The sequence below is a fragment of the Herbiconiux sp. genome (assembly GCF_004297105.1).
In the GTDB taxonomy this organism is placed as follows: Bacteria; Actinomycetota; Actinomycetes; order Actinomycetales; family Microbacteriaceae; genus Herbiconiux.
Window position 1 is genome coordinate 338409 of sequence record NZ_SCVE01000018.1, and the last position, 16844, is coordinate 355252.

The following is a 16844-nucleotide window of genomic DNA, read 5'->3' on the forward strand; positions in this document are numbered from 1 at the left end:
GAGTAGAAGAGAGCATCTCACATATTCGAGTATTTGTCAGCATCCGCGTGAAGCCGGGGTCCAAATAGCTATGGCGCTCAGGTCTCGACGACCTGGCCCGCCTCCACGTGCCAGTGCCGGTTCAGACGCACCGTCGAGAGCATCCGCCGGTCGTGCGTCACGAGCAACAGCGTGCCGGTGTACGACTCGAGCGCCTCCTCGAGCTGCTCGATCGCCGCGAGATCGAGGTGGTTCGTGGGCTCGTCGAGCACGAGCAGGTTGACGCCGCGCGCCTGCAGCAGGGCCAGCCCGGCGCGGGTGCGCTCCCCCGGCGACAGCTCGTCGACCGGGCGGCTCACGTGGTCGGCCTTCAGCCCGAACTTCGCCAGCAGCGTGCGCACCTCCGCCACCGGCCACTCCGGCACCTGCGCCTCGAAGCTCGACGCGAGCGACGCCGAGCCGGCGAGCACGGCCCTCGCCTGATCGATCTCGCCGATGGCGACGGATGCCCCGAGGCTCGCCATCCCCTCCGTCGGCGCGACCCGCCCGAGCAGCAGCCGCAGCAGCGTCGACTTTCCCGCCCCGTTCGGCCCCGTGATGCCGATGCGGTCGCCCGCATCCACCTGCAACGACACCGGCCCGAGCGTGAACGAGCCCTGCGCGACGGATGCCGCCGACAACGTCGACACCACCGACGACGAGCGGGGCGCCGATCCGATGGTGAACTGCAGCTGCCACTCCTTGCGCGGCTCCTCCACCTCGTCGAGCCGCGCGATGCGACTCTCCATCTGCCGCACCTTCTGCGCCTGCTTCTCGCTCGACTCGGTTGCGGCGCGCCGGCGGATCTTGTCGTTGTCGGGTGACTTCTTCATCGCGTTGCGCACGCCCTGGCTCGACCACTCGCGCTGCGTGCGGGCGCGCCCCACCAGATCGGCCTTCTTCTCGGCGAACTCGTCGTACTCCTCGCGCGCGTGCCGCCGGGCGGTTTCGCGCTCCTCGAGGTAGGCGTCGTAGCCGCCGCCGTAGATGCGGTTGCTGCCCTGCGCCAGATCGAGCTCGAGCACCCGCGTCACGCTCGACGCCAGGAACTCGCGGTCGTGACTCACGAGCACCACACCACCGCGCAGGCCCCGGACGAACGCCTCGAGCCGGGCGAGCCCGTCGAGATCGAGATCGTTGGTGGGTTCGTCGAGCAGCACGATGTCGAACCGGGAGAGCAGCAGAGCCGCGAGTCCGACCCGGGCGGCCTGCCCGCCCGAGAGCGAGGTCATCAGCGCATCGGATGAGAGCTCCAGCCCCAACTCGGCGAGCACCACCGGCAGCCGTTCCTCCAGATCGGCGGCGCCGCTGGCGAGCCACCGATCGAGGGCGGCCGAGTACACGTCGGCCGGGTCGGCGGCGCCGGGTTCGGTCGGCGCCGGTTCACCCAGGGCCGCGGCCGCGGCATCCATCTCGGCGGTGGCGGTGGCGGTTCCCGTGCGCCGCCCGACGTAGGCGGCGACGGTCTCGCCCTCGACCCGCTCGTGCTCCTGGGGCAGCCAGCCGATGAAGGCGTCGGCCGGCGCGAGGCTCACGCTGCCCTCCTGCGGTTCGTCGATGCCGGCCAGGATGCGCAGCAGCGTCGACTTGCCGGCGCCGTTCGCGCCCACGACCCCCACGACGTCGCCGGGCGCCACCACCAGATCGAGCTCGCTGAACAGGGTGCGGTGGTCATGCCCTCCGGCGAGGCCTTTGGCGACGAGTGTTGCGGTCATACCTCAATGCTCTCGCATCCAGCCGCCCCTCCCGGCCGCGACTCAGGTGGCGGCGCGGAGCGGGGCGATCCGCTCGATGACGGCCGTGAGGCGCGCCTGCAGCTCCACGAGTTCGTCGAGATCGACCCCGAGCGCCGCCACCACCTGAGGGGGCACCGTCTCGGCTTGGGTGCGCAACGACTGACCGGCCGGCGTGAGACGCACCGCGAGATGGCGCTCGTCGTCGGCCGAGCGCTGGCGGGTCACCAGCCCCGCCGACTCGAGCCGTTTCAGCAGGGGAGACAGGGTGGCGGGTTCGAGCCGCAGCACCTCGGCGAGATCGGAGAGCGACCGCGGCTCCCGCTCCCAGAGGGCGAGCATCACGAGGTATTGCGGATGCGTGAGCCCCAACGGTTCGAGGATCGGCTTGTAGGCCCCGATCACCGAGCGCGACGCCACAGCCAGTGCGAAGCACAGCTGCCGATCGAGGGCCAGCAGATCGATCTTCTCGAGGTGTCCATCCGTCACAATTGATTAGTATACTAATCGTTATGACACGAAGGAAAGATGAGGCTGCCCCCGGTGCGCCGACGCCGGCTCCGAAGAGCGGCGGGCGCACGCCGAACCCCATGAACCCCTTCGACGGCAAGCCGGGCTTCATCAACAAGCTGAACCGCATCGTCTTCACGTTCACCGGCCCCGCCCAGGTGGGCATCGGCAGGCCCGAGGAGGCCTACGTGCCACCCGCCGACCCCCGCTGCCCCCTGTGCGGCAAGTCGATGAACCTGCACGAGATCGACCGCTCGGGAGAGCGCACGCAGCTGCACTGCCCCGCCTGAGAGACACAGTCGGAACACCGCTCGACGGCGCATCCCGATAGGTTGAACGGATGCTCGTCATCGCTGCGGTCGCCGCCCTAGCGGGTCTGTGGTGCCTTCTCGCCCCTCCCCGCGCCATGCTGTTCGGCTCGCGCTGGCAGCTCCGCGACGGAGACCGAGCCGAACCGAGCCAGGCGTGGATCACGTACACGCGCGTCTCCGGCGTCGTTCTGCTCGTGGCCGCCGCGGGTCTGGCGGTGTGGTTCTTCGTGGCCCAGGCCCAGGCGCAGACCCGCGAATCGCTCAAGGAGGCGTGGGACATCGGTCAATACAGCGCGGTGGGCGACCTGGAGATCGAGCTCGATCCCGCCGTGCAGGAGGTCACCGACGTCGAAGCGACCCTGGCCGGCTACCCCGGGACCGAGCAGGGCCTCCGCGTGTGGAAGTCGGCGGTCGTGGGCACGGATCCCGTGGGCGATCTCGGGGGCGATGTCGCCGACGGCGACCTCGTGCTGGCGGTGCACGCGGGCGGCTGCCGCCCCGGCCCGGTGCTCGTCGACGAGACGGATGAATCCGTCACCGTCTCCGTGACGGGGATCGGCAACACCCTGTCGAAGGGCATCGTCATCACCTGCGGGGCGAGCAGCACGCGTCTCGGCGTCACACCGAAGGCCACCGAACTGAGGATCGTGCGGGTACTCCTCTCCTCCCCCCTCGGCGACCGGGAGCTGATCCTCCCGGATCCGCCGGAGCGCGACCAGCCGTCGTTGTTCCCCGTGCCGGATCTCACGCCGTCGACCTAGGATCGAGAGGATGACGGGGGAACACGGCGAGCACGGCGACGGCACGGAGCCCTCCGCCCTCGAAGAGTCGATCGCTCCCCGGGAGACCCGGCCCGACGACCGTATCGATGACCCGGCGCCCCGGCACACCCCGCTCTGGGCTCTGCTCTCCCGCTGGCTCCTGGCGCTCGAGGCCTGGCTCCGCTCGCACGGCGGTCGTCGCCTGCGGGGTGCACTCTGGGCGTTCTGGGGCGTCGTGGGCCTGGCCGGAGGCATCCTGCTGGTCGGTTCGGTGATCAATCCCCCGATGACGCTCGACGACATCACCGACTCGGCCTCGAGCGCCACCGACCGGTGGATCGCCCGCGACTTCGACGTCGACTACACGATCGGCCGCACCGACGACGGCCGGCTGGTGGCGGATGTCGTGGAGACGATCGGTGCTCTTTTCCCCGACGACGTCGACGAGACCGGCATCGTGCGCGTGCTGCCCACGCAGTACCAGGGGCACGCTCTCTCTCCCACGGGCATCGAGGCCACGATCGACGGCGAGCCGGCCGACATCCGTTCGTCCGAGAGTTCCGACCAGCTGACGCTCACGCTCGATTCCGCGGCCGGTACGCGCCTCGATGGCGACCATCAGTTCGTGATCCGCTACCAGCTGCACGACCTCGCCTACACCTCGACCGACGAGGCCACCGGCGCCCCGGTCGACCTGCTGGCCTGGGACGTGTTCGGCCCGTCATGGCCGCAGGCGTTCTCCGCGCTCGATGTGAGCATCACCCTCCCCGACGATCTGGACGCCCAGCTGCTCCGCCAGCCCCGCGGCTACCTCGCCTGGACCCTGCTGAGCGCCGGTTCCTGGCTCGACCCCGACAACCCGAGCCCGCCCGGCACGGTGACCTACGGCTTCACGAACGACCAGAACATGCCGCCGCACGCGTCCGCCGGCTTCACGCTGCCCTTCGAGTCGGGCACCTTCACCATGCCGCCGCCCACCCCGCTCTTCCTGCTGCAGAGCTTCGGGCCGCTGCTGCCGCTGGCGTTCCTCGCGATCACTCTGCTGCTGGCGCTCGCCGCCCGCGCGGTGGCGTGGAGCGACGAGCGCGGGCGACCCTGGTTCGTCGCCCAGTCCGAGCCGCCGGATGGCGTGTCCGCGCGCCTGGCCGCGCAGATCCTGCGCACCCCGAGAACGCGGGAGCTGGCATCGGCCCTCGCAGATCTGCGGGGCGGCGGAGGCGATGGCGGCGGCCGTGGTGGGAGAGCTTCTCGAAGCCGCGGACGCGCCCGCCGCGCGCCAGCGGGCATCCCCTCCGATCGTCTGCGGGCCGCAGCGCGCGCCGCGCAGCGCACCGGCCGCATCGGCGACCTGCTGCGCGCAGGTATCGCCTACCTCCGCGCGCCGGAGCACGCGGCCCAGCTGGGTCGCGGGCTGCGGCGGGTGCCGACGGGCTTCGTGCGCGACCTCTTCATCGCCGCCCCGATCGCGCTCACCCTGGTGCAGTGGGGGCTCGTGCGCCAGCTCTCGCACCAGACCACGCTCGCGGTGGTCTGGTGGCCGGCCGCGTTCGTGCTGCTCTCCTCCGCCTTCGCGCTGATCATTCTGGTGATCGCCCTCTCGGCACGCCCGCTCACGAAGACCGGTGCCCTCGTCAAGCAGCATCTGCGGGGAATCGCGGTGTACGCCTCGCGCACGTCGCTGCTCGACCGCACCACGCTGCGCGATCCGGTGCTCCCCTATGCCGTGCTCGAGGTCGAGCCGCGCGACGCCGGGCGACGTGTGCTGGCTCTGATCGAGGCGGAGCCGGCCGTCGCGGGCGTCGCGGGCGGGAATGCCGGCGCGGGAGACGGAGCCTCGAGCGGATGGCGCACGCGCGACTTCCTCAGCTGGCCGCGCATCCTCGTGCGGGTGTTCGCGGTGCTGCTGGTGGCGGGGTCGATCACGGCGGCGGCCGTGCTGCCGAACCCCTATCCCCGCTCCCCCGATTACAGCGCGAACTCGGGAGACATCCCGGGCACCTACTGGAACCATGTCGACGCGTTCGATGCGGCAGCGTCGCTCAGCCACGACGACACCGGCCGTGCCTCACTGGCCGTCACGGAGACGCTGACGGTCGACTTCTCGTCGGAGGAGAGCTCCGAGGTGCCGCAGTTCGCCCGGCAGTGGCCGGCCGAACTCGACGGCCAGGATCTCGGCCTGCGCATCGAATCCGTGCGCCTCGACGGAGCGGATGCCGGCTACACGACGGTGCGTGAAGGCGACTCGCTCCTGCTCACCACCACGTTCGCACAGGTGCTGAGCGGCACGCACGACATCGAGATCGGGTACGCCGTCGATTCCCCGGTGGTCGCAGCGCACGGCTCCGGGCTCAGCTCGGATGCCGCGACGGTCGACCGCCTGCGCTGGGTCGCTCTGCTCGAGGACTGGGACGACAGCTCGTCGTGGGAGGACCCGGCCCCGTCACCGCTCACGATCTCGCTCACCGTGCCCGACGACCTGGCGACGACAGCCCTGGCTGCGGGGTGGATCACCGTCGACACCGACTCCGCCGAGAGCCCGCGCCAGTGGGAGGACTCGGTGCTGCCGTTCGGCACCCTCGCCGACGTGGTGGGCGACCAGGGCACCTCCGAGTCGAGCAGCGCCTCCGGCGGCCGGACGACCTACGCCCTCGACCTGCACGACGATGTCGACACCGGCTATCCGTTCGAGCTGAGGGTCGACGACCTCGGCGCCATGCTCGACTTCCCCGCGGGCACCTTCACCGGCCCGGATGCCTCGGCCCTGTCCGCCGCCGATCTCCGCGGCGTGCTGCCGATGGTGGTGGTCGTCTCCCTCGGCGTGTTCGCGCTCCTGCTCGGTCTCGTGAGCCTGCTCGCTGCCGCGCGGCGGGGATCGCGGCGCACCCGGCCGGGCTTCCTGCGCGACCTGGCCTGGTGGCTCGGCACCGGCTCCGCGGTCTCCGCGGTCTGGCTGTTCGTCTGGGCCACATCCGACATGCCCGACGACTGGCAGGAGTTCCCGCCGCTCGCGCTCGCGGGGCTCGCGGGCATCGTCGGTGGCGTGCTCAGCCTCGTGATGACCCGCGGCGAGACCGCCCCGCCGCCCCGCCGCCCGTAGGGCGGCCGGCTCTGATCCGATGACCCTCAGAAGCTGCGGCGGCCCGAGAACACGGCGTGCAGCAGCGGCAGCACGCTCGCGATCATGAGCACCGTGCCGAACACCGCGTCGTCGGCACGCACGATCGCGCCCGCCACGAGCAACGCGCCGAAGAGCACCGCCGACACCACGCGCCCCACGGAGCGCTCGACCCGCGCCACCCGCCGCTCGAGCGTCGGACTCGACACCGAGAGGGAGCCCTCGTCGACCCGCGTCACCAGTTCGTCGAGGCGCTTCGGCAGCCGCCAGGCGATGCCGAGGTTCTCGAGGGCCTGCTTGCCGAGATCCTGAGCGAGGTTGCCGCGCTCCTCCCGGATCAACTGCTGCGCATACGGCTCCACCGAATTCCACAGGTTGAATCCCGGATCGAGCGCGCTGCACACCCCCGAGGTGAGCGACATGGCCCGGATGATGAGCAGGAAGTTCTCGGGCAGCTGGAACGGCAGCGACCTCACCACGTGCCCGAACTGCTCGCCGAACTCGCGGAACTCCCGCGGATCCACCTCGCGCAGTTCCGCGAACCCCATGCCGCCGAACCGCGCGAAGAGTTGTGTCAGGGCGCGTTCGAGCTCGGCCGTCTCGGCTGTTTGCAGCAGCACGCCGAGCTCTTGAGCCGCCGCCACGAGCCCCTTGCCGTCGCGCGACGCGGCGGCGATGAGCATCTTGCGCAGACCACTGCGGGTGGTGGCGCCGACCTCGCCCATCATGCCGAAGTCGATGAAGGTGAGCTTCCACGACGGTGCGCCCTCCGGTGCATCCGCAAGCGGGGTCACGAAGATGTTGCCGGGGTGCGGGTCGGCGTGGAAGAAGCCGTTCGTGAAGAGCTGGTCGAACATCACGGCGGCGAACACCGGTGCCACCGTGGCGGGGTCGATGCCCGCAGCGGTGAGGGCAGCCGCATCCGTGATCTTGATGGCCGTCACGTCTTCGAGGGTCAGCACCTTGCGGGTCGACCGCTCCCACACCACCTCCGGCACGCCGACCCGCGGGTCGTCGGCGAAGGCGGCGGCGAACCGCACCGAGCTCGCGGCCTCGTGCAGGTAGTCGATCTCTTCGAGTGAGGTGGCGGCGAACTCCTCCACGAGCGCCGGCGCATCGACGCGGGAGTAGACGAGGCGCACGTGGCTGAGCCAGCCTCCGACGCGGCGCAGGGCCGCGAGGTCGACCGTGACGATCTCGTCGATGCCGGGCCGTTGCACCTTGAGCACCACGGCCTCGAGCCCGGTGTCGGCGGCATCGGACGGTGCCAGTCGCGCGCGATGGGCCTGGCCGAGGGATGCGGCGGCCACCGGCGTCTCGTCGACCCACGCGAAGGCGCGCGACAACGGCATCCCGAGTTCGGATTCGGCCAGCTGTTTGATCAGGGCGAAGGGAACCGCCGGCACCTCGTCCTGAAGCCCTTCGAGCTCCTTCGTGATCTCGGGTGGAAGCACATCGAGGCGCGACGACATGAACTGCCCGACCTTGATCATGAGCCCGCCGAGATCGACGGCGAGCACGTGGAAGCGGCGCGCGAAGCGCGTCATCCGTCGCGCCCGGGTGCGTTCGGTGATGCGGGTGAGACCGATGCGTGGCAGCAGCAACTCGTACCACCACGTCACCGCGAGGTTCCAGCCCGCGAACCGCAGGATGCGGCGGTAGCGGGCTTTCGCCACCCGGGCATCGGGAACGGCGTCGCCCCGGTCGGGGCGAACGGATGTCACCCGGTCAGTCCTGGGCGAGGATCGAGTAGAGGCGCTTGCGCGACTCCTCGAGCTCGGCGACGGCGGCCTTGATCTGCTCCGGGGTTCCGGTGCGGCCCACCTGGGCTGCGGCCTGGGCGAGCTCGAAGCCGGCCTTCGGCAGAGCGCCGAAGTCGCCACCCCTGCCGCTGCGGCCACCGGCGCCGCTGTCGTCTCCGGATGCGGCCCATGGCGAGGCGTCGGCGCTCGCCACGGCACGACCGGCCTCGGTGAGCGAGTAGGTCTTGCGGCCGTTCGATTCCGCGGCTTCGACGAGCCCCTCATCGGCCAGCAGCTGGAGCGTGGGGTACACCGAGCCGGCGCTGGGCTTCCAGCTGCCGCCGCTGCGCTCCTCGATCTCGTGGATGATCTGGTAGCCGTGCATCGGCTGCTCCGCGAGCAACGCGAGCACCGCCGCCTTCACGTCGCCGCGACCCATCCGGCTGCCGACGCGCTTCTCGAACTTGGCGCGGAACTGCTCCATCGCCTCCCAGATGCCGTCGGCGCCGCTGCCCCTACCGGCCCCGGCTCCGCCGAACCCTCCCGCTGAGAACCCACTCATGACGAACCTCCTCTGTAGCGCCGCAACGCGCGAACGATACTCAACGATATACACCCCGCCGCGCATCCGACGTGCCGGAATCCGTTCATTCAGCCGATCACCAGCCAGCGGCCGATGGCGACGGCGCGATCCCGACGAACTCGATCATCGGCGCGCCGGGCGGTCACGGCTCGAAGACGTCGTTCAGGGTCACCGTGCGGAGGCCGCGCGCGGCGATGAGTGCCTCGAGCTGCGGGAAGACGTTCGTCACCGTCATGAAGTTGAGGTGCCCGATCACGATGTGCTGCGGCAGGAACCACTGCGTCGCGAAGTCGACCTCCTGCTGCTCGGTGATGAGCCCCGAGTCGGAGAGCGAGCCGTACCAGAGCACCGGGCAGGTGTAGCCGATGCTGGCGGCGAGCGCGTCGACCCGGTCGTCGTGATAGCCGTACGGCGGCCGGAAGTACGGCCGCGCATCCACGCCGAACGTGCTCTGGATGAAGTCGTGGTTGCGCTGCAGCTGATCGATGACGCCCGCGTCGCTCAGGCTGGTGAGGTCGGCGTGGTCGAACGTGTGGTTGCCGAGCTGGATCTGCCCCGACTGCACGAGAGGCCGCAGGATGTCGGCGTGCTGCGCCCAGCCCGGGTAGGTGGCGTTCAGGAAGAACGTCAGTCGCGTGCCGCTGCGGGCGGCGAACTCGGTGTAGAGGCGGATGACCTCCGCATCCGACCCGTCATCCACCGTCCAGGCGAGCAGGTTCCCGTCGCCCGGCAGCCCGGTGAGGGTGCCACCGGGAAGCGGCACCTTGTCGAGTGGGGGCACGGATGCTACGAGCGTGGCCGTCGGTGTCGGCGTGGGGGTGGGGGTAGGGGTCGGTGTGGGCGTCGCGGAGGGGCTTGGCCCACCACTCGGCGTCGGGCCGCCCGACGCCCCGGCAGCTGTCGTGCCGGACGGCACCGCGGCGACCGACATTCCGACCACGACCGTGCCGACCGCCACCGCACCGAGCCCGAGCGCCCCGAGGAACACCCGCCGGGTCACGACCCCGGACGGCTCGGGCCCACGCGCGTGCCGTGGGGTGGTCACCATCAACTCCAATGCGCCAGACCACGATGGCCGACCCACTCACCCTAGGTGAGACCCGCTCACTTTGATACCACCCGTTCGGGTGTCACCCTCGAGACGACGGCCCCGGGCGTCAGAGCTCGTCGGGCAGACCTGCTCTGCGGAGGAAGGCGGCGCGATCGGCATTGCGCGCCGGCGGCTTGGCCGGCACGCGACCGTTCGAGCGCCCGGGCAGAGCACTCGCCGCGGGGTCGACGGGCATCGTGGCGTCGGGGTCGAACCCGAGCTGGGCCAGATCCGCGGTGAGATCCGCCGTGGCCCCGAGATCGACCGCCACGAACGGTGCGGTGGCCGCATCCTGCAGCGATGCGCGGTCGGGCGCAGGGGCGATCTGCCGCGCCGACGCGGCCGGGGCCGCCGCACCCGCGGCGCTCTCCGACTCCTCCAGCTCGCGCTCCCACTCCCCCATGCGCGCCGCGGCCCGCTCCGACGCGTACGAGCCCCACACCTCGAGCGCCCGCGTGATCACGGCCTCCTGCTGCGCGAGAACAGCCTTGTTGACCTTCTTGCCGAACTTCACCTGACGCGCCGCCCGATCCTCGGCCACCGCGACCTGCACCGAGGCCTCGACCCCGATCGCATCCGCGCGGGCTGCCGCCCACTGGGCACCGCCCGACACCTCGCCGTCTTCCCGCAGCTCGAGAATCCGGTCGTACGCCGTCGGCACGCCCAGGTTCGACAGCACCTTCACGATCACCGGCAGCAGTTCGATGCAGATGAACAACAGCGCGATCATGATGTGCGCCACGTTCAGCAGCGCATTCGTCTCCCCGAGCCGGAACAGCGCCTCGAGCCGCGACAGCAGCCCCGCGCTGTTGTCGACGGCGCTGTCGTACGCCGCCTGCTCCGAGTCGCGCTGCGACTGGGCGGTGGCGAGCGTCTGCTTGTCGGCGGCCAGCTGTTCGGTGGCGGCATCCAGCCGGCTCTGGGCGGATGTCGCGAGATTCGCCGTGGCCGTGGCCTCGGCCGCATCCTGAGCCGCCTGCGCGGCGGTGAGCCGCGCCTCGGCGGCCTGCATCGCGGTGAGCTTCGACTGCGTCACCGCTCCGTCGCCCCGGATGCCCGTGCCCCCGGTGCCGTCGATCTCCGCCAGATAGGCCGCCTGAGCCGCGTCATAGGCGGCCTGAGCCGAGGCCGTCGCCGCCACCGCGGCGGCATAGTTCGGGTCGGACGACAGATCGGTCTGAAGCCCCTGGTCGACGATGGCTTGATTCGACGCGATCGACGTCTCGAGGTCGGGGATCGCCGCGAATCGCGGATCCGACGCCATCCGCTCCTCGAACGCCGCCTTCTGCTCGGCCTGCATCACCTGGATCTCCGAGTTGATCTCGGCGGAGAAGATCTGCAGCGTGAGCGGTGTGGAGATGACGGTGCCGATGATGAGCGCGAGGGCCACGCGGGGCAGCGCGAGCCCGATGTTGCGCGCCACGCCCTTCTGCTTGGCCATGCCGATGATCAGCAGACGGTCGAGATTGAGGATGATCACGCCCCAGAAGACACCCACCAGGATCGCGACGGCGATCGGCGCCCCCACGGCCATCTTGAGCGCGAACGCCGCCGACACGGCCGACAGGAACGCGGTGCTCAGGATGACGCCGCCCATCGCGACGAAGCGCGCGCGATCGCCGGGCGAGTCCCTCAGCACATCGAGCCGGGCACCGCCGAGCCACGACATGAAGTCGGAGACGGGGTTGGTGGTGTTGCGACGAGCCATGCGGCGGCGACCTTTCGGGAGGTGACGTCGGCCAGGACGACGGATGCGCGCCCGAAGCCGCGCGCCCGGCCTTCCCGACACGAGGAGCGAAGCTACCCCATGAGCATCCGCGTTCCCTGGCATGCGCCTGTGCCCTGACTTTGGTCCCGCTGGTCAGGCGGGCCCGGGAAGAGGATGATGTCGCTCACCCGAGTTGCAGCCCCGTGGAGGACGTCGAACATGAAGAAGTGGTCGGTGGTGATCATCCTGGGCGCCGCGCAGTTCGTGATGGTGCTCGATGGCACGGTGATGAACGTGTCGATCTCGACCGTGGTGCGCGACCTCGACACCTCGGTGGGGGCCATGCAGGCGGCCATCACGTTCTACACGCTCACGATGGCGGCCGTGATGCTGCTCGGTGCGAAACTCGGCGACATCTGGGGTCGTCGCCGCGCGTTCGTGATCGGCGCCTGCGTCTACGCCACGGGTTCGCTCATCACCGCCCTGAGCCCGAACATCGCCTTTCTCTTCTTCGGGTGGTCGATCATCGAGGGCCTCGGTGCCGTTCTGGTCATCCCCGCCATCGCCGCCCTCGTGGCCGACAACTACAAGGACAGCGATCGCATCACCGCGTATGCGATCATCGGCGCCGTGTCGGGGGCCGCGGTGGCGGCGGGCCCGCTCATCGGCGGCTTCGTCACCACCTACTTCAGCTGGCGCTACGTCTTCCTGGCCGAGGTGGTGATCATGGCGGCCGTGGTGCTCTTCTCCCGCCGGGTGACGGATGCGACCTCCCGCGTGCCCGGCCGCATCGACATCCCGAGCGTGCTCCTGTCGGCCTCCGGCCTCGTGTTCGTGGTGTTCGGAATGCTGCAGAGCAAGACCTGGGGCTGGTTCCAGCCGCTCGCCTCCCCCGAGATCGGCGGGGTCGCGATCGCGCCGCTCGGCATCTCACTGACCGCGTGGTTGATCCTCGCCGGGGTGGTGCTGATCTCGGCCTTCATTCGCCGGCAGTCGTCGCTCGTACGACGTGGTCGGGATCCGCTCGTGCACGTCGAGATGTTCTCGATCCGCCAGCTGCGGAGTGGACTGTCGGTGCTCGGCGCCCAGTATGCGGTGACGGCCGGGCTCTTCTTCATGGTGCCGGTGTACCTGCAGATGACGCTGGGCCTCGACGCCCTCGACACGGGCATCAAGATCTTTCCGCTCTCGGTGTCGCTCATCCTGTTCTCGATCGTGGGCACACGGCTGTCGACCCTCTGGTCGCCGCGGCGGATCGTTCGCGTGGGGCAGCTGACACTCGTGCTCAGCGCGCTCCTTCTGCTGGCGGCGGCGACGGAGGATCTGCGCAGCGCGCTCTTCGCCGCCGGGATGTTCCTGGCGGGTGCCGCGCTCGGCCTTCTCGCCTCCCAGCTCGGCAACGTGAACATGTCTGCCGTCACCGAGAAGGAGTCGAGCGAGGTCGGCGGCCTGCAGGGGGTGTTCCAGAACCTGGGTTCGTCGCTCGGCACCGCGCTCATCGGGTCGATCCTGATCGGTGCGCTCGCCACGTCGTTCGCGGGCGGTGTCGCCTCGAGCGATCTGCCGGCGCAAGCACGAAGCCTGATCAGCGAGGCCACGGAGAAGGGCGTCACGATCGTGCCCGCCGACACGGTTGCGGCACTCGGCGAGAAGGCAGGCCTCAGCGACAGCGAGGCCGGGCAGCTCGCCACGATCTACCGGGACTCGCAGCTGTCGTCGTTGAGGGTCGCCTTCTTCGGGCTCATCGTCATCTCCGCGCTGGCGCTGCTCTTCTCCCGGGGCATTCCGTCGGAGGTTCCGCGGCGACCGAAGAGGGATCCGCGCCTGAGCGCTTCCCGGCGCGCCTGATCACTCGGCGCCGCGGCCACCGGCGCGACGCCTCCGTGGGGCGGCCGAGCGCGGAGGCGTCGAGCGCATGTGGTCTCGCACCACCGTGAGCGAGCGCCCCAGCTGCTCGACGTCGTCGCGCCGGAGCGGGGCCAGGAACATCTTCTTCAGCACGTCGATGTGCCCGGGGAAGACCTTCGCCAGCACGGCGCGCCCCGCATCCGTGATCGTCACCGTCACGCTTCGCTCGTCGTCGACCGAGGGGGCTCGGGTGACGAGGCCGGCCGCCTCGAGCAGCCCCGCCTGGTGGGTGAGCCCGCTGCGGCTGTAGACCACGCCGTCGGCGAGGTCGGTCATCCGCTTGCTGCCGGCCGGCGCGTCGCCGAGCGTCGCCAGCAGCTGGAACTGCACGTAGCTGAGACCGCCCGCGTCTTTCAGCTGCAGCTCGATGGCATGGCGCAGCAGGCTGCTCACCTCGATCAGGGCGAAGTAGGCGCCGAGCTCGGCGGGGTCGAGGGAGGCGGCGTCATCGGTCATGCCACCATCCTACTTGCTTCGATATCGAAGCAGTGCTAACGTCATCCTCAGTTGCTTCGACATCGAAGCACTCTTCGACGAAGCGAAAGCGAGATCATCATGAAGGCAGCACGTTTCCACCAGCACGGCGCACCCGAGGTTCTGCAGGTCGAGGAGGTCGCGACGCCGAACCCGGGCCCCGGCGAGGTACGCATCCGCGTCGCCGCAGCGGCGTTCAACCAGGCCGACAACGGCATCCGGGCCGGCTACCTGCCCATCCCCGTGACGCTGCCGCACACGCCGGGCTACGACGTCGCAGGAACGATCGACGCGGTCGGGGCGGATGTCACCCTGCTCGCCGTGGGCGACGCGGTCATCGGCTTCCTTCCGATGACGGCACCGGGCGCGGCGGCGGAGTTCGTGATCGCCCCCGCGAACGTGCTGGTGGCCGCACCCACGAGCATCCCGCTGACGGATGCGGCAGCCATCCCCTCGGTTGCGCTCACCGCCTGGCAGGCGCTGCTCGAGGAGGCGGCCCTGCAGTCGGGCCAGCGCGTCCTCATCGTGGGAGCGGGCGGAACGGTGGGCGGATACGCGGTGCAGTTCGCGAAGCGCGCGGGCGCCCACGTCATCGCCACGGCCAGCCCGCGCAGCAGCGCGAGCGTGCGCGCGGCCGGGGCCGACGAAGTCATCGACCACACGTCATCCGCTCTTCTCGACGCGGTCGCCGAGCCGGTGGACGTGCTGCTCAACCTGGCTCCGATCACGCCGGAGGAGTTCACGGCGCTGGTGGCGCGGGTGCGCGACGGTGGAGTGGTGGTGAGCACCACGGCGTGGATGCCGGCGCCCGACGACGCCGACCGCGGTGTTCGCTCGGTGGTCGTCTACGTGCGGAGCGATGCCGCACAGCTCGCCGACATCGTGTCTCTCGTCGATGCGGGTGAACTGGGAGTGGAGGTGGCCCGCCAGGTGCCGCTCGAGGAACTGGCGAGCATTCACGAGCAATCCGCGGCGGGAACGCTGCGCGGCAAGGTCGTGGTGGTGCCGGCTCTCGCCTGAACGAGACGAGGCCGCGCCCGTGAGCAACTCACGGGACGCGGCCTCTCGATCGGCGGGTCAAACCCCTCTAGGGCCTCCAGCGCTGAGCGCGACCATCGTGGAGCCCACCGGTGACGGGGGAACTCCGCGGCGTGGCGTCGGTGGCGGTGTTGCGAGGCTCAGACGAGCGGATCGTTGCTGTCACGCGTACTGCGGGTGACCTGTTCTCCACTGGCGGGGTCGACCGCGGTGCGGGTGGTCGCGACCGTCTGGCGGCGACGCAGCACGAAGATGAGGCTGAGCAGGAACACCACGACGCCGGCACCCATGAGGATGTATCCGATCAGCGCGAGGTCGACGACGCCGCCGAGATCGATGTTCACCGCGAACGCCAGAATCGCTCCGATCACGAAAAGTGCGATGCCTGTGCCGATACCCATGATGTCCTCCGAGTGACAGGGCGAGATTTTCGCCCGGTCGAGACGGCGTGACTGCACATCACGTGATGATGAAGTGGTCGTTGCCGCCGTCTGCGGTCATGCCTACCATGACGCGTGGTGTTCGGTGCACGGAGGATTCGGGGCGATCGCAGCCGGCCGAGGTGATCTGGCGCGATCCCAGCGACATCCCCACGGCGTCGGCGGGCCTGCATCCGGGCCCCTGAGTGAACCGCGGTGCAGCCGAGGCCCAGCGGGGTCCGGCGTCAGTGCGGGATGCCCTGCGCCGATTTCGTGGGGGCGCCCGAGTCGGGCTGCGGCCGCATCCGGCCCGTGGCCCAGGCGGAGAACGCAAGAGCCACGACCGCGCCGACCAGGAGCGCGCCGTCTTCCCCCGGAGCGAGCAGGCCCGACTGCAGTCCGAGCGTCACGGCGGCGACCGGCACACCCAGTTGGCCCGCCGCCGCCACGGCCTGCACCGCCGGCAGTCCGGTGGCCCGGGCCGCCAGGTGCGCGAGCACCGCAGCCGCGCCGAGGGCGAGGCCGAGCAGGATCATCGACGGCTGGGCGACGACCGCCCGGAGGTCGACCGAGGCGCCCAGCCACACGAAGAACAGAGGACCGAAGAACCCCTCGGTCAGCCCGAACAGCTGCCGCGCCAGACGCCGCGGCTCGCCCACGGAAGCCAGCACGAGCCCGAAGGCGAAGCCCGCGAGCATGATCGACAGGCTCGCGAACTGCGCGATCGCCGCAAAGGCGAACAGCACGAGCAGGCTGAACCGCAGCTCCAGGGCGAACCGACGGCGCTCGGAGAAGGCGTGGAATCGCCGGCGCCGATCGGTGTGCCGGCCCACCCGTCGCAGCACGACGGCCAGCAGAACGGCGGCGATCGCGATCACGATGGCCCCCACGGCCGGCCACAGCGCCGCATCCGGAGCGATGACCAGCGGGAGCAGCACGATGCACACCACATCGGCCACCGCGATCTGCGCCACCAATCGGGTGAACGACGTGCCCTTCAGCCCGAGCGACTGCATCATCGGCAGCACGAGCGCCGCCGACGACGACGCGATCACCACCCCGTAGAGGGCGGCGTGACCGGTGCCGAAGCCCACGGCGATCGCGGTACCCAGCAGAGCCGCGGCGGCACCCACGGCGACGGCCCCGAGCAGCCCGCGCACCAGCGCCTGCCGCACCGTGGGGTCGGATACGGGGACGTGGGATCCCGCCACCACCATCGTGAGGCCGAAGCCGATGTTCGCCAGGAGCTGGAAGTCGTCGAGCCGAGGATCGACCAGCTGGAACCCGGTCGTGCCGATCACCAGTCCGCCGACGATCTCGCCCACGACGACCGGAATCCGCCATGCCGACCGCGCGGCGAGGAGCGGGCCGAGCAGGCCCACCAGCACCACGAGTGCGAGTAGCAAGAAGCTCACATCTGCAGGCTAGTGCCGC

Annotated in this window: 14 protein-coding genes; 5 read left to right on the forward strand and 9 right to left on the reverse strand. The window is 70.4% G+C overall.

Annotated elements, in window-relative coordinates; translation table 11 throughout:
• Positions 1–77: 77 nt before the first annotated feature.
• Together EPO52_RS15190 and EPO52_RS15195 are read right to left on the reverse strand one after the other, a co-directional pair.
• Entirely contained in the window at positions 78–1733 is a 1656-nt protein-coding gene (locus tag EPO52_RS15190; RefSeq protein WP_290808038.1) for an ABC-F family ATP-binding cassette domain-containing protein, read from the reverse strand.
• A 42-nt stretch (positions 1734–1775) separates the two neighbouring features.
• Positions 1776–2240: a MarR family transcriptional regulator gene (locus tag EPO52_RS15195; protein WP_363340542.1), complete on the reverse strand. Its 465-nt coding sequence runs from the start codon at positions 2238–2240 to the stop codon at positions 1776–1778.
• Between the two features lie 23 nt (positions 2241–2263).
• On the opposite strand from EPO52_RS15195, the gene EPO52_RS15200 reads away from it, so the two are divergent.
• The 3 genes from EPO52_RS15200 to EPO52_RS15210 are packed head-to-tail and all read left to right on the forward strand — an operon-like array spanning position 2264 to position 6430.
• Entirely contained in the window at positions 2264–2551 is a 288-nt protein-coding gene (locus EPO52_RS15200) for a hypothetical protein (RefSeq protein WP_290808041.1), read from the forward strand.
• Positions 2552–2601: 50 nt separating this feature from the next.
• Positions 2602–3333 carry a hypothetical protein gene (locus EPO52_RS15205; RefSeq protein WP_290808043.1) on the forward strand — a complete coding sequence of 244 codons (732 nt, stop codon included), beginning with the start codon at positions 2602–2604 and terminating at the stop codon, positions 3331–3333.
• 10 nt (positions 3334–3343) lie between these two features.
• Positions 3344–6430, forward strand: coding sequence for a DUF2207 domain-containing protein (locus EPO52_RS15210; protein ID WP_290808046.1), 3087 nt, complete (start codon positions 3344–3346; stop codon positions 6428–6430).
• A 26-nt stretch (positions 6431–6456) separates the two neighbouring features.
• Here EPO52_RS15210 and EPO52_RS15215 read toward each other — a convergent pair whose 3' ends face one another.
• The 4 genes from EPO52_RS15215 to EPO52_RS15230 form a co-directional block, all read right to left on the reverse strand.
• Entirely contained in the window at positions 6457–8172 is a 1716-nt protein-coding gene (locus tag EPO52_RS15215) for an AarF/UbiB family protein (protein WP_290808049.1), read from the reverse strand.
• A 4-nt stretch (positions 8173–8176) separates the two neighbouring features.
• Positions 8177–8752 carry a PadR family transcriptional regulator gene (locus EPO52_RS15220; RefSeq protein WP_290808052.1) on the reverse strand — a complete coding sequence of 192 codons (576 nt, stop codon included), beginning with the start codon at positions 8750–8752 and terminating at the stop codon, positions 8177–8179.
• Positions 8753–8915: 163 nt separating this feature from the next.
• Positions 8916–9818 carry a polysaccharide deacetylase family protein gene (locus EPO52_RS15225; RefSeq protein WP_290808055.1) on the reverse strand — a complete coding sequence of 301 codons (903 nt, stop codon included), beginning with the start codon at positions 9816–9818 and terminating at the stop codon, positions 8916–8918.
• Positions 9819–9930: 112 nt separating this feature from the next.
• Positions 9931–11571, reverse strand: a complete 1641-nt coding sequence (locus tag EPO52_RS15230) for a DUF4407 domain-containing protein (protein WP_290808058.1) — start codon at positions 11569–11571, stop codon at positions 9931–9933.
• Positions 11572–11790: 219 nt separating this feature from the next.
• Between EPO52_RS15230 and EPO52_RS15235 the strand changes: the two genes are divergently transcribed.
• A complete protein-coding gene (locus EPO52_RS15235; protein ID WP_290808061.1) occupies positions 11791–13419 on the forward strand; it encodes an MFS transporter in 1629 nt (542 codons plus the stop codon).
• On the opposite strand, the gene EPO52_RS15240 is transcribed toward EPO52_RS15235, so the two are convergent.
• Positions 13420–13935 carry a MarR family transcriptional regulator gene (locus tag EPO52_RS15240; protein WP_290808064.1) on the reverse strand — a complete coding sequence of 172 codons (516 nt, stop codon included), beginning with the start codon at positions 13933–13935 and terminating at the stop codon, positions 13420–13422.
• A 99-nt stretch (positions 13936–14034) separates the two neighbouring features.
• Between EPO52_RS15240 and EPO52_RS15245 the strand changes: the two genes are divergently transcribed.
• Positions 14035–14973 (forward strand): NADP-dependent oxidoreductase, encoded by a 939-nt coding sequence (locus tag EPO52_RS15245; protein WP_290808067.1) that lies wholly within the window; start codon positions 14035–14037, stop codon positions 14971–14973.
• Positions 14974–15131: 158 nt separating this feature from the next.
• On the opposite strand, the gene EPO52_RS15250 is transcribed toward EPO52_RS15245, so the two are convergent.
• Together EPO52_RS15250 and EPO52_RS15255 are read right to left on the reverse strand one after the other, a co-directional pair.
• The gene (locus EPO52_RS15250) at positions 15132–15392 is read right to left on the reverse strand and encodes a DUF6458 family protein (RefSeq protein WP_290808070.1); all 261 of its coding nucleotides are present in this window, start codon (positions 15390–15392) and stop codon (positions 15132–15134) included.
• Between the two features lie 263 nt (positions 15393–15655).
• Positions 15656–16825 (reverse strand): cation:proton antiporter, encoded by a 1170-nt coding sequence (locus tag EPO52_RS15255; protein WP_290808073.1) that lies wholly within the window; start codon positions 16823–16825, stop codon positions 15656–15658.
• Positions 16826–16844: the final 19 nt, after the last annotated feature.

Coding starts and splice junctions, on each gene's coding strand:
- EPO52_RS15230 (WP_290808058.1), bottom strand. CDS start 11,571: ATGGCTCGTCGCAACACCACCAACCCCGTCTCCGACTTCATGTCGTGG.
- EPO52_RS15220 (WP_290808052.1), bottom strand. CDS start 8,752: ATGAGTGGGTTCTCAGCGGGAGGGTTCGGCGGAGCCGGGGCCGGTAGG.
- EPO52_RS15210 (WP_290808046.1), top strand. CDS start 3,344: ATGACGGGGGAACACGGCGAGCACGGCGACGGCACGGAGCCCTCCGCC.
- EPO52_RS15235 (WP_290808061.1), top strand. CDS start 11,791: ATGAAGAAGTGGTCGGTGGTGATCATCCTGGGCGCCGCGCAGTTCGTG.
- EPO52_RS15245 (WP_290808067.1), top strand. CDS start 14,035: ATGAAGGCAGCACGTTTCCACCAGCACGGCGCACCCGAGGTTCTGCAG.
- EPO52_RS15250 (WP_290808070.1), bottom strand. CDS start 15,392: ATGGGTATCGGCACAGGCATCGCACTTTTCGTGATCGGAGCGATTCTG.
- EPO52_RS15200 (WP_290808041.1), top strand. CDS start 2,264: ATGACACGAAGGAAAGATGAGGCTGCCCCCGGTGCGCCGACGCCGGCT.
- EPO52_RS15240 (WP_290808064.1), bottom strand. CDS start 13,935: ATGACCGATGACGCCGCCTCCCTCGACCCCGCCGAGCTCGGCGCCTAC.
- EPO52_RS15190 (WP_290808038.1), bottom strand. CDS start 1,733: ATGACCGCAACACTCGTCGCCAAAGGCCTCGCCGGAGGGCATGACCAC.
- EPO52_RS15205 (WP_290808043.1), top strand. CDS start 2,602: ATGCTCGTCATCGCTGCGGTCGCCGCCCTAGCGGGTCTGTGGTGCCTT.